This window comes from Shewanella gaetbuli (assembly GCF_023284065.1).
Lineage (GTDB): Bacteria > Pseudomonadota > Gammaproteobacteria > Enterobacterales > Shewanellaceae > Shewanella > Shewanella gaetbuli.
In genome coordinates, this window is sequence record NZ_JAKIKP010000003.1 from 196630 (window position 1) to 209820 (window position 13191).

General features: G+C 41.2%; 12 protein-coding genes. 2 read left to right on the plus strand and 10 right to left on the minus strand.

Annotated features, from left to right (window positions below):
* Positions 1-114: 114 nt before the first annotated feature.
* The 5 genes from L2672_RS05810 to rpsF form a co-directional block, all read right to left on the minus strand.
* Positions 115-2955 carry a TonB-dependent receptor domain-containing protein gene (locus tag L2672_RS05810; RefSeq protein WP_248994892.1) on the minus strand — a complete coding sequence of 947 codons (2841 nt, stop codon included), beginning with the start codon at positions 2953-2955 and terminating at the stop codon, positions 115-117.
* 329 nt (positions 2956-3284) lie between these two features.
* Positions 3285-3737, minus strand: a complete 453-nt coding sequence (gene rplI, locus L2672_RS05815) for a 50S ribosomal protein L9 (RefSeq protein ID WP_248994893.1) — start codon at positions 3735-3737, stop codon at positions 3285-3287.
* 40 nt (positions 3738-3777) lie between these two features.
* The gene (gene rpsR, locus L2672_RS05820; RefSeq protein ID WP_130598554.1) at positions 3778-4005 is read right to left on the minus strand and encodes a 30S ribosomal protein S18; all 228 of its coding nucleotides are present in this window, start codon (positions 4003-4005) and stop codon (positions 3778-3780) included.
* A gap of 12 nt (positions 4006-4017) precedes the next feature.
* A complete protein-coding gene (priB, locus tag L2672_RS05825; RefSeq protein ID WP_248994894.1) occupies positions 4018-4320 on the minus strand; it encodes a primosomal replication protein N in 303 nt (100 codons plus the stop codon).
* 8 nt (positions 4321-4328) lie between these two features.
* On the minus strand, positions 4329-4724 hold the full coding sequence (rpsF, locus tag L2672_RS05830) for a 30S ribosomal protein S6 (RefSeq protein WP_248994895.1): 396 nt from the start codon (positions 4722-4724) through the stop codon (positions 4329-4331).
* A gap of 215 nt (positions 4725-4939) precedes the next feature.
* Between rpsF and L2672_RS05835 the strand changes: the two genes are divergently transcribed.
* Complete coding sequence (locus L2672_RS05835) at positions 4940-5680, plus strand: DUF481 domain-containing protein (protein ID WP_248994896.1); 741 nt, start codon at positions 4940-4942, stop codon at positions 5678-5680.
* Positions 5681-5733: 53 nt separating this feature from the next.
* The gene (locus L2672_RS05840; protein WP_248994897.1) at positions 5734-7125 is read left to right on the plus strand and encodes an MFS transporter; all 1392 of its coding nucleotides are present in this window, start codon (positions 5734-5736) and stop codon (positions 7123-7125) included.
* 73 nt (positions 7126-7198) lie between these two features.
* Here L2672_RS05840 and L2672_RS05845 read toward each other — a convergent pair whose 3' ends face one another.
* The 5 genes from L2672_RS05845 to L2672_RS05865 form a co-directional block, all read right to left on the minus strand.
* On the minus strand, positions 7199-8356 hold the full coding sequence (locus L2672_RS05845) for a site-2 protease family protein (RefSeq protein WP_248994898.1): 1158 nt from the start codon (positions 8354-8356) through the stop codon (positions 7199-7201).
* Positions 8357-8413: 57 nt separating this feature from the next.
* Positions 8414-8767, minus strand: a complete 354-nt coding sequence (locus L2672_RS05850; RefSeq protein WP_248994899.1) for a DUF4144 family protein — start codon at positions 8765-8767, stop codon at positions 8414-8416.
* Between the two features lie 18 nt (positions 8768-8785).
* A complete protein-coding gene (locus L2672_RS05855; RefSeq protein ID WP_248994900.1) occupies positions 8786-10450 on the minus strand; it encodes a DUF342 domain-containing protein in 1665 nt (554 codons plus the stop codon).
* A 190-nt stretch (positions 10451-10640) separates the two neighbouring features.
* Positions 10641-11675 (minus strand): methyltransferase, encoded by a 1035-nt coding sequence (locus tag L2672_RS05860; RefSeq protein WP_248994901.1) that lies wholly within the window; start codon positions 11673-11675, stop codon positions 10641-10643.
* Positions 11676-11800: 125 nt separating this feature from the next.
* Positions 11801-13042, minus strand: coding sequence for an alkaline phosphatase (locus L2672_RS05865; RefSeq protein ID WP_248995104.1), 1242 nt, complete (start codon positions 13040-13042; stop codon positions 11801-11803).
* Between the last annotated feature and the right edge of the window lie 149 nt (positions 13043-13191).

Consider the following 13191-nt stretch of genomic DNA (forward strand, 5'->3'; position numbering starts at 1 on the left):
GTTATGATACTGCATATTAAGTTAAACTAGCGCTTAACAAAGCAGCGATTGAACTATAAATAAAGCCAGTTAAGTACTTAACTGGCTTTATTATTGATGATTATTAGCTATTAACTACAGCCTATAATTAGCACCTAAAAAGAACGCGCGTCCTATAGTGTCATAGTAACCCCACCCATAGTATGAGTTAGGGTTTCTTGGTGGTGGTAAATCAAAGGCATTTCTGACTCCAAACCTTACGGTTAAATGATCATCGAAGTCGTATGTTCCGGTGAAGTCCCAAGTGGTATGCGAAGGTACTTCATTATAATTATTAGCACCTTCAGGCAAGGTTGTACTGCCAACTATCGAGTGACGATAATTAGAACGGGCCTCTAATTTTAGGGAGTTATACTGCCAATCAGCAATAAACATTCCCGTCCAGCGTGGCTTGTCGTATCGACCTACATCAGAACGTAAATCAGCATCAAAGCCTGTTGGGTTATATTCCCATTTCTCTAGATAACTACTCACAATTTGGAAGTTCAATACACCCGCTTCACGTAAATCCAGCCCGTAAGCAAGTTCAATATCCAAGCCTTTAACATTAAACGAGGCAGTATTAACCGGTGTTTGAGAGAAGTCGGTAATTTCTCCGCTGACACTGTCACGAACAAACAAGTTACAATAATCATTACTGAGTGAGTCAGAGTCGTAACAATATTCAACGGCAGTGTTCACATAAGCAAATGCGATTGCATCGGTGATGTCAAACGCCCAGTAGTCAAGTGATATTAAAAAATCATCAATAAATTCTGGCTGATAAACAAACCCTAAGGTGTAGTCATGTGATACCTCGGCTTTTAGCTCGCTATTGCCAGTAAGTTCACCTGCTGTCATTTGTTGATACCAATTTTGTGAAGGGTTCCAACCATTACCTAACCCTATAGACTGACAGTTCTTTTTACGGTTATCGTTTGGACCTAATTCAATATTAATGGCATCACATACATCGGTAATATTGGCGAAGGTTTGTGAACTTGCACCATAAAGTTCGCTAATATTTGGTGCTCTAACTGATTTAGAGTTGGTGGCACGAATACGTAAGCTTTCTATTGGCATCCAAGTTAAACCAATTTTCCACGCATCGTCTTGCCCTGCTGAACTATAGTCCATCCAGCGATAAGCTAAATCTGCATTGAGTTCATGTACCAAAGGCATATCGTCTAAAATAGGAATATTCAATTCAGCGGCAAACTCCGTCACATCAAACTCACCGTTTAAAGGCAGAATCTGTAAGCCAAAAATAGTATTATCTATCATGGCTTGGTCAGGGTTTGTGGATGATGATTCTTTGCGGTATTCTGCTGAAAATGCCGCATATAGGTAACCCGCGGGTAATTCCAATAAACTGCCACTTACTGTTGCTTCGGCACTCGTTTGAATAGTTTTAGCTGTTCGACCTACTTCGGTTCCAACCCAATCAATAGATTCTTGGCTGGCTTGGCCTACACCAAATAAATTCATTGGAACACAACCATTCGCTCTGGCATCAGCGTCACGACATACTATGTTGCCGTTTTCATAAATGGCATCTTTAGCCTGTTCGTATCTGTCGGTCCATATTTGCCCTTTCCAAACCGTATCTTCAAGCAGTTCACCTCGCTGAACATGCACCATGTAGTCCCAATTTTCGTTAATATATCCATCAATACCAAGCAAGAAACGGAATGTTTGACGGTCTTGATGATAAGTACGGCTGCCAAATTCACTGTCTGAACGCGCTAGGTTAATGGTGCTCATGTTTAAATCTGTCATTAACTGACGGGTTTCATCTGGTAAGAATGCATTGTCTGCTTGAATCGTATTCTGGTTATGAAATGGTGGTGAGGTTTCCCCTTCTGATTGATAATTTACAAAGGTGATTTCGCTAAATAAACGATGATTATCATTTAAATGGTAATCAGTATTTAACATTAACACTAACCGGTCTAACGGTGCTCGCGCTAAACCATAATTAACGGGGTCATAACCTTCACAGCTTGGCCCACAAAAGCTTGAATTACTCCCTGGGCCTTCAAGAATCCCTTCACCAAAATCAAACAATTTCATATTGCCATTTTGATCAAAGGTATATCGGTTACCGTCATCGGCTAAAAATGTGCCTGCTTCATTGCGCCAAGCATAGGGTTTACGGCCTTCATAGGCAATTCTAGCTGGGCCATTGGGATCAGGGTTGTTAATCCCCGTTACAGGATTGTCTAAAAAATCGCGCTGGTCTTCTCTGATTTCTTTTTGCTGTGCATAAGTGGCGTTGAATGCGAACGACAAAGTGTTATCTATAAAACGCCCCCCTGAAGTAAGCGATACTTGCCCTTGCTCGCCACCACTTTGTTCTGGTTGAGTGTAACTTACATCAAGCTCTAACAGATCAACATCCGTGCGGGTAATAATATTAACCACTCCCGCAATGGCATCAGAACCATACACTGCGGATGCTCCACCGGTAATAACGTCTATGCGTTCTACCATTGCTGTGGGAATGGTATTTAAATCCACTTCCGATTGGCCACTGTAACCTGAAACAAAGCGCCGCCCATTAACTAATACTAAGGTTCTGGCCGTGTCTAAATTACGTAAATCGGTAAAGTTAACACCGCTGGCAAAGGGATAAAAGTTAGCATTGTCAGGGGTAAATCCTGCCGCCGTAGCCGGAATTAGTCTCAGTATGTCAGAAACGTTGTTGAGGCCTAAATCAGCTATTTCTTCTCCTGAAATGACGGTCATCGGACTGACTGATAAATCGTTTAAACGTTTGATTTTTGATCCAGTAACTTTTATCCGTTCCATGATATTTTCATTGGCTATCGGCTCATCATTTGAAATTGGCTCATCATTGGCAAAAACGGAGCCTGCCAAAATAGCGGCAGTTAAAGGCAAAAGTTTACAGGCGAGAGTGAAGTTTTGATGTGACATATAGTTCCTTTAAGTCAGTATCAAAGTGGCATTAACGCAAAAATAATGCAGACTCAAAAGGGCTAGTTAATGATTTCAAGTCAATATCATAAATGCATCGATAATCTAATGAATAAAGCATAGTACATTTTTGCTAATGTACTAAAATAAATGAGTAAAAATTACCATTAAATCTGAGAAAGGTCTGGTAAGAGAGCAAGTCAAAGGTTTTACTATCTTTTAGTGGGGCGGAGGTGATTTGCTAGAATATGTCTTGTAGAGTAATTGAGCCGATTCGGCATAAAAAAACACCGCCAATTGGCGGTGTTTTCTTTAAGCGTTAGCAATAATTAAGCTTCTTCAACGATAGAAACTTTAACTACAGCTTTAACTTCAGTGTGTACTTGTACTTCAACTTCGAAGTCACCAGTAGTGCGTAAAGCACCTAAAGGTAAACGAACTTCAGATTTAGCAAGTTCAACGCCAGCTGCAGTTACTGCATCAGCGATGTCACGGTTGCCAACTGAACCGAATAATTTACCTTCATCACCTGCTTTAGAAGCGATAACAACAGCTTCTAATGCAGTTAATTTTTCAGCACGAGCTTGTGCAGCAGCTAATTCTTCAGCTAATTTAGCTTCTAATTCAGCGCGACGAGCTTCAAATACTTCAACGTTTGCAGCGTTTGCAATAACGGCTTTACCAAAAGGTAAAAGGAAGTTACGTGCATAACCAGCTTTAACAGAAACTTGGTCGCCTAAGCTGCCTAAGTTTGCAATTTTGTCTAGTAGAATTACGTTCATTATCAAATCCTCTATATTCGATTAGGAATTAATACTGCAATTACTGATGTAAATCAGTGTAAGGCAGTAGAGAAAGATAACGAGCACGCTTAATAGCGCGAGCTAGTTGGCGTTGGTATTTAGCACTAGTACCAGTGATACGGCTAGGAACAATCTTGCCGCTTTCAGTGATGTAGTTCTTTAAAGTTACGATATCTTTATAATCAATTTCTGTAACGCCTTCAGATGTAAAGCGACAGAACTTGCGACGACGGAAATAACGTGCCATTTTGACAGTCTCCTAAGTTTTCAATTCGACATTTTCAGCATGCAGGACTAAACGGTTTTGTCCATTTCGACCTTGTTGTAGTGAAAGAAATCCTTCTACTTCAACTTGCACACCTGCTTTTAATTTATCTGTCACGCTGTTAAAGCGTGGGCCACTTAATATCACTTGTATTAGGCAGTATACGTTTCGTAATAAGTCTGCTTCATATCGTTGTGATTTATGCTCTAACGTAATAACCGTGTGGTTAATTCCGCTTGGGCTATTCAATTGTTTAGAGCGAGTTATCGTGCCAAACAAGGTTAAGTGGTTATTCACAGAATAAATTATTCAGCGTTTTCTTCAGCGCTAGCTTCTTCAGTGTTTTGACCTTCAGCTGGAGCACGACGTGTTTCACGTTCGTCTTTAGCTTTAGCCATTGGAGAAGCTTCAGTAACTGCAGCTTTAGTGCGCATTACCATGTTACGCAGAACAGCGTCGTTGAAACGGAAAGCTGTTTCTAACTCTTCAATAGACTCTGCAGTTGCTTCTACGTTCAAAAGAACATAGTGAGCTTTATGTAGGTCTTGAATTGGGTAAGCCAATTGACGACGGCCCCAATCTTCTAAACGGTGGATTGTACCGTTAGCAGCGGTGATAACACCGGTGTAACGCTCAATCATACCAGGGACTTGTTCACTTTGATCTGGGTGAACCATAAATACGATTTCGTAATGACGCATTTATTGCTCCTTACGGTTATGTAGCCTCGTTTTGGCTCAGTCAGACCAAGTTTGAGGCAAGGAACGAATTAAAGTGACTGATTTGAGCGCGCGATATTACAGAAAGTGAACAATAAACTCAAGTAATAAAGTATTCTTTCATGCGTAATTGAATGCAGGTATCATGTCTCGCTGTTGAACTAGGTCGTTATTATTTAAAAGTCATAGTGAGCCCCATGAAAAAAGCCTTATTAATCTGCCTATTAACTATTTCTCCAGCGGCTTGGGCGCTGGTGCCTCCTGATTATCAAGAACCTGAAAGTGACTTTAATGCTGAAGTTGAAGCAGGTTTACAGTTAAATAGTGGTAACAATGAAACAAAAAACTTCAATGGTCGAACCTATTTAACGTATGAAACCTCGCAAACCAAACAAGAAGCAACCGTAAAAGCCTATTACGCCGCCGATGGCAGTGAGTCTACCGCTGAAAAATACGACCTTTATTTACAGTCTAACTATAAGTTGAGTCGAGGGTATGTGTTTGGACGGGGTGAATTTACCTGGGATGAATACGGCTCGTTTACAAAAATTTATACTATTTCATCAGGTTATGGTTTTGACCTTATTAGCAATTCAGCGTCTAAGTTAAGTTTAGAGGTTGGCCCCGGTTATCGTTACGATTTGCCATCTTCTTCCTCCACAGATATGGATCCTGAGGCTAACCAAGACTTCATCTTACGTACCGCGGCTAAGTATTCGGTGAAGTTACAGGAATATACCAGTTTCAATGCTGACTTAACGGCTGAGTCTGGTGCAGATAACAATACTCTGACGTTAGATATGAGTTATAAAAACACCTTTATTCAGGATTGGGCATTTAAAATTGGGGTTAACGTGAAGTACACCTCTGAAGTGCCTGAAGACAGCCAAAATACCGATACGATTACCACATTTAATCTATTGTATACTTTTCAATAAATTATCATTGCAGCAGTATCCGGCTGTGGTGCTATTAAACATAGGGTTAAGTGATGAAAAATCCTCTGCGTAGTTTTGCTTCTTTATATAGCACCACATTAATGATGGTTTTAGGGTCAGGTTTATTAACGACTTACCTTGGTTTAAAGCTGACTCATTTGGACGCGCCACAAGTTTGGGTGGGCGGCATGATGTCAGCCTATTATGTGGGATTAGTGTTTGGTTCTAAAGTGGGCCATAAACTCATTGCAAATGTGGGGCATATTCGAGCTTTTGTCGCTTGTGCAGGGGTTGTCACTGCGTCTGCTTTAGGTCATGCATTAATAGACAGTTTACCGGTTTGGTTATTTTTGCGGATCATTGTTGGTATGGGAATGATGTGCCAATACATGGTGTTAGAAAGCTGGTTAAACGAGCAATCTGAGCCTAGTCAGCGGGGAACCGTCTTCGCTAGTTATATGATTGTCTCTTATCTTGGCTTGATGGCCGGGCAGGGTGCAATTAGCTTATTCCCTGAATTAGGTTTAGAACCACTGTTATTAATTGCCATCTGTTTTGCCCTGTGTATTGTGCCCATCGCTATTACTCGCCGAATTCATCCAGACCCTCTTACTCCTGCACCGCTTAATATGAAATATTATTGGTCATTAGCCCCACAAGCATTAACGACCTTAGGGTTGGGAGGCATGATTGTAGGGTGTTTTTATGGTCTTGCGCCTGCGTATGCGACGGCTCAGGGGATAGAGCCCCAAGCGGTAGCGTTATATATGTCTTGTACCATTTTTGCGGGGTTAATGGCTCAATGGCCAATGGGTAAAATTTCTGACAAAATTCCAAGAAGTCGGCTGATCCGCATTAATTGTGCTTTATTGGGAGTCTTAGTCTTAGTGATTGCCTTGGTGCCTTTTGATGCGCAGTTGTCATTAATATTAACTGGGCTGTTTGGTATTTTAGCATTTACCCTGTATCCATTAGCGACCGCATTGGCAAACTCTAGAGTTGAACAACATGAACGAGTGGGCTTGTCTGCGACTATTTTAGTGACATTTGGTGTAGGTGCCAGTATTGGTCCGCTTATCGCCTCATTTTTAATGCAAAAAATAGGTAACGATATGCTTTACGGGTTTATGAGCATTTGCGCATTTACTTTGGTCATTCGGTTACTGTTTATCAATAAACGTCAAAAAGCGGAGCAAGGTACCAGCCAAGACTATGTAATGTCTAGCGGTGACTTAGCATCTTCACCTTTGGCGGCCTCATTTGACCCTCGTATTGATGTGGAGTCGGTGCAAGACCAAATGGTTAATCCTGATGAGGATACTGTTGTATTAGATGATGTCGATCTATATGAAGAAGAACTTTATGAGCAAGAGTACGATGAACAAGATGTTGATAATCAACAAGCTGATTTGGAACCTGTTATAAATGCTGAAACAGTTAAATAGTCCAGCACTTACAATAACCCCGACAATGTTGTCGGGGTTATTTTTATGATCAAATTACTCGCGCTGAAAACGGCTAACTTTTCAGAATCTCTAACGGCATACGTAGCATATCGTCACCGGTTCCCGCTAACATCCAGATAATCCCAATTAGCCCGCCAACCGTCAGTAAATACCAAATGGCTGAGAATATTTGCCCGTATCGATCTAAGGGTAATAAATGGCTATGGTGTCGCGTACGCCATTCAAAAACAATCTCAATACTGCCGATAAGTAATAAAAATCCTAATAAGGCTAGCCCTAGGCTATAGCTGACAAATACCCCAATAGCGGCGCCGGCAACACAGGCAATTAAACCAACTACGCTATTCATGGAGAAGCTGATACTTTTAAGAATATGGCCACCATCTAAGGGCAGAATAGGCAGTAAATTAAATAGGTTGAGTAGGGCATTAAATGCGGCGAGTCCAGCAAAGAATATATTACCCGTAAGCCAATAAGCGATAACACAGGCAATCGATAATAACAGTCCGAATGTTGGCCCCATAATTGAGATAACCACGTCTTGCCAGCGAGTGTTAATTTTTTCATCACTTAATGCGAGACCGCCCATAAATGGAATGAGGTAAATCCCTTTGGTTTTCATGCCAAAGTATTTCATTGCTTTAATATGGCCATACTCATGAAACATTAAACAGGCAATTAAGGCTAAGGCAAATTCAATTGAAAATAACCATGAGTATGCGGCAACACTGGCACCCGCAAGTAACGCTTTAACCACTTTAGCGCTTTTTAATAATTTAAAACCTAAGGATGCTAACCCCACCAAGCTAATTTTATTTGCTTTGGGGATTGGAATTTCAGGCGTTTGCTGTTCGATATCTTTGGTGTTTCGCTGCCCTTGAGTAATTTGTTCTTCATCAATCAGTAAACTGTAATCTAATGTGAATGGCTGCCAACTCACATCCACTTCAAGCCTAACAGAAATGGTTTTAGTGTTGTCAGTGGTCGCGCTAGCCGGCTCTGATAAACCCGCCTCGGTTGATGTTGGTACAGTCTGTATCAGGGGCTGATGCAAGGTGAGATCAAATTGGTGAATATGGAAAGCTTGGTTTTCAGGGCTGGCCGACTTTTGAGACACTAATTGATTATCCCAAAAAAGTTGCTGCCAACCTGCCATTGAGCCTTCTAAGCGTAATCGTTTGCCCAGACACTCAATATTTAATAATTCCATACCTGTTCTCAATCATGTTAAAAATTGCGGCTATTTTGCCAGAGCGACTCTGATTCCTCAATCAAGCTGTTGAATAATTTGCATTCCTTGCGAAAAGTTGGTGAAGGTTATTTTGCTGGTACAACACTGATTTTGTTGTTGAGCATATAAACGAATTATGGCAATGAACTCATTGAGGGAGGTTTTGTTGATCTTTGGTGGGGCTATGCTCGCGGATATAGAGGTCAGTGGTGGGCGATGTAATTGCGACACTAGAATTGTTTGACCTTGACTATCGATTAACTTGTCCTCGGGCAGGGCAAAGTGTGCATCCAGTGTAAGGTAGTCTTGTAAGTGGTCGTTATCGGCAATAAATAATAAATGGCCGTCATTTTGTTGAATAATGGCCGGCCAATATAATTTGAGTGTCATCGCTAAAAAGCAGTAAGTTTACTTACTGTAATCATATATTATTTCACCGCTCACATTGTTAATCGTGCAAGTACCATGTTCGCGCTGAGTTTTATTTTGGGCCGGTCCAATATGAATTTCAACATTGGCAAAGACATGTTTTTCGGCGCGGATAAAGTAACGTTGGTAATAGCCTTCAATCTCGGCTTCTATTTCGGTCAGTTGTATTTCTTCTTTAATGCGTTCATCTTCAATCTGTTTCTTTTGATCAAGCATCATTTTAACTTGCTCGATCATTCCTGCATCAGTTTGCCATTCTGATTTAGGCGGCAGTTTTCTTAACCTAGATTCTAAATCTAGACCGGCAACCATTAACTGTTTAGCGCTATCATTGAGTTCTTTATAAGATTGCTTTAATGATTGCTGCTCCATGGCACAAAATAATTCGGTTTTAGTGCCAGCGGTTGCACCAAAGGCAACGGCTCGAATACCTTGAGCAGCAGTGGCCTTGCCGCCCACTAAATCACCTCGACGGTTGTGCTCATCACTCACGGTGATGGTCTCTCCAGACTGGCTATAGCTGTGCAGTAATTGTTTAGTGACCAGAATTGCGCCTTCGGCTTGTAAATCAGAGTATTGGACAAATTGGGCACAAATTTGCCCCTTGGCTTTAATATGAGTGCTCAGTTCGTGATCTTTAATTAATCGGCCAATAATTCCTTTACTAACAATAACGTCGCCCTCTGCTTGTAAACTGGCTGAATCGACAAACCCCATAACGGTAATATCACCGCTGGCTTTGACATTCATCCCTTCATGGACATCTCCGGTAATTAAGATACTGCCTTTAAAATCAACATGGCCAAACTTTACATTAACCTCTTTGATTTGTAGCACGTCATCAACCTGCATTCCTTTACGGTTTTCTACCGGCTGACCAGAGACTGTCGCAATGAGTTTATTAGGATCTTTTGGACAGATTGTTGCGCCATTACCTGGCTGCATAGGTTTATCTTTTCCGGGAACCTGATGCAATATATCACCTTGAACATTGTACCCAGGAGTCCCTAAAGTCGCTGGTGTTTTTACCATCAGTACATCATTGGGTTTTACGGTCACTTGTGCGCCTAAGTTGCGCATATCAACAGTACCGTCTTCTCGCTCTTGGGGTTGTAAAAGGCGTTCACGGGCGAGTGGCACTTTACGCGTTAAAATGGCGTCGCTACCGTTGACAGGAGCCTTGCCTGTTGCAATTTCATCTTCACAACTTTCCCCCGGAGGAAGAATATCCAAACGTTGCATAAGCGCCATGATTTTTGGCTTACTGAGCCCTAATTTAATTTTGTGACTCTTGAGGTTATTTAATACATCCGCTAATACAATATCTTTACCGCCCCATGCTGAGGTGATTTTCATTGATGCGTGCATTTTGTCTTCACTAATACTGATACTAATATCACCATCTTTACGCTCAGCAATGGTAAAGAATAGTTCATGATCACCGGGGGCTTGGCCACATAGGGCATTGACTTCTTTTACGGCTTTATCAATAGCAGGAGTGATTGGAAATAACATCGCAAAGTCTGGCTGCTTGAGCAGTTCTTCAATTGACTCTATTGAAACCGGTCCATGAGTGTTGGGTGTGAGCCTGAGCTCCACTTTTGACTGGTCAGCATTAAATACTGCTACATTTGCCTCTAACATAACTATCCATTGTATTTGTTTTTATCGGAGTAAATATTAAGTAATTTAGCATTACTTGATACTAAGTCTAATTAAGACTCAAGAAGTAAGATTAATCTAGCGGAATATTGCACGTTTTGCCAGCGTGATAAGTAAATAGGTAATTGAGAACAGGCTCATTTTTATATATTAATGAGCCTTGATGTCATGATCAGTTTGTTTGTAAGTAGACTTTGTATTTGTTGTTTTCGGCAGATATATTCACATTGCCAAAAGTATTAGCAATATTATCGGCATAGGGTAGGTGTCTATTAGCGACAATTTGCCAGACGCCATTTTTGTGCAATCGTTGTGCACTTTGTTTAACAAAGTCATTGGCAATGGCAAAGGTGCTATCTAGGCCGTCGTGGAATGGAGGGTTAGAGATTATACTGTCGAAAGCTCCTTCTACTTGGTTAAAACCATCAGAAGGATACACCTTGGCTTGCATGTTGTTAGCCGCAAGTGTGAGCTGACATGAGGCGAGTGCCATGGCATTAATATCGACGCACTCAATATCGAGCTGTGGATATTGCTTCAATAAGGCAACGGTTATTACTCCTGCCCCACAGCCAAAATCTAAGGTGCGGCCTGATAAGCCCGCTAAGTTAGACAGCAATAATTCTGTGCCTTGATCAAGTTTTTTCTCACTGAAAACGCCCACTAAATTGCAAATGACAATGTCCCCTTGAGGCGTCGATAACGGATACTGGCTTACCCAGTTATTTATATCGAGTATGGGTGGTGTTTGAGTTAAAAATGCTCGGTAAAGTAGGCAATGTCTTGCATTATCTATTTTTATTGCAGGGGTAAAAAATTGCGGCAAAAGTTTGGCCACTGATTTAATACCACCTTTGTTTTCACCTACAATGAGTATCTCTCCTTCATCAACTAAATGATTCGCGGCTAGGGTAAATAGATACTCTGCTAGGGGTTTAGCTTTAGGGAAATAGACGATGACACAATCAAATTTGTCATTGGCGGCTTCGTCGGGTAATTGATGGCCAAAATAACAACGTAGATGACTTTTTTGGTGTGGTGATAATGTTAAGTGGTGGTTGAAATCAAGCGCCAGCGCGGTGACTTGCTTGGCAACTTCAAGGCATTGATTTGCTAAATCATCAGACTCATAGTTAATGATAAGTACATTTTTACCAGCAAATTCATCGCTGTTTCTAATAATGATTTGAGAAGGATTTGTTAGCACGCTAAATACCGTATTGTCGATTGATACCCAAGAGGAAAAACCTTTGAGCTGAAATTGAATAATAGAAGCGACTAAATTGTCGCTTCATATTATAACTTATTATTTTAGGCTGATTAGTGCGTTTATTATTGGTTTTTTGGTAATAAGCTAAAAATTTTGTTGGCAATATCAGTATTGTCTTGATGCCCCGAAAATAATTTAGCCCCTGGCCCTGTGGCAAATACTTGAACATCCTCGCCAGTATGCCCTAGTGTTGTCCAGCCAGTATTTGAGTATGTATCAATGATTTTTCTTAAAGCGATAGCCAGTGTTTTATTACCTTGCATTCGGGCATTGGTTAATTGCGAAAACTGTTGAATATTGGGTTCAAAGCCTAATAAATCAGTTACAATTTTTTGCCATTCTTCTGAGGCGATGGCTTGAGCTGCAATGGCTTCAGGGCTGGCTTTTACACGGTGTAATACTTCAGGGTTCCAAGCGTATTCGTCATTAGCCCCCACTGACAAGCCACCAGTATTATGATCGGCTGTGACCACCATTAAGGTATCTTTATGCTGACGAACAAATTGTTCAACCACTTCAATAGTATGGGCAAATTCATCTAACTCAGCCATAGCCGTGGCAATATCATTACTGTGCCCAGCCCAATCAATCAGGCTCCCTTCAACCAACAACACAAAGCCATTGGGGTTTTGATTTAATAAGCTCAATGCTTTTTTAGTTAAGGTACTTAAATGCTTGGCGTCAGGATTGTCTATCACCCAAGGTAATTGTACATCGGCAAACAAACCTAATACTTTGGGTGTGGTGACACTATCAAGTTGTTCAAACTCGGTAATATGTTGATAGCCTTTAGCGGTGAATTGGCTGATTAATTCCGGTGAAAAATAGCGTTGTCCACCGCCCAAAATGACGTCCGCGTCAGTATTCAGATAGCTTTGTGCTATTTCGACATAATTTTTGCGGCTTTCATTATGGCTTAAAAAGGCTGCAGGAGTGGCGTGGTTAACCTGTGACGATACCGCAACACCAGTTGCTAAACCTGCAGATTTAGCTTTTTCTAGTAAGGTGGTTAATTTGCGCTTATTGACGTCAACACTGATTGCACCATTATAACTTTTTACCCCAGTAGAAAGAGCCGTAGCTGAGGCGGCTGAGTCTGTGACATAGCCGCTTTCTTTCGCTGGATAGGTACTGGCCATGCCCACTAATAGGCGGTCAAAAACGGTTTGCTCAACTTCTTCCGTTTCCGGATTGTTTTTATAATATCGATAAGCTGAGGTATAGGCTGGCCCCATACCATCCCCGACCATGATGATAATATTTCTTGGTTGAGACTGTGAAATATTGGCCGATTTTTGCGCCATAGCAATAGCGGCGGGTGTGCTATTTTGTGCTTGTTGCTTAGAAACTGGCTGATTGTCATCGGCCTGTGCTAAGCCTGTTAAGGCTGCCGCAAAAATAAGTAAGCTTGTGGTGACAGTGCGTTTGAAACGCTTGTGAAAATACATGAAAT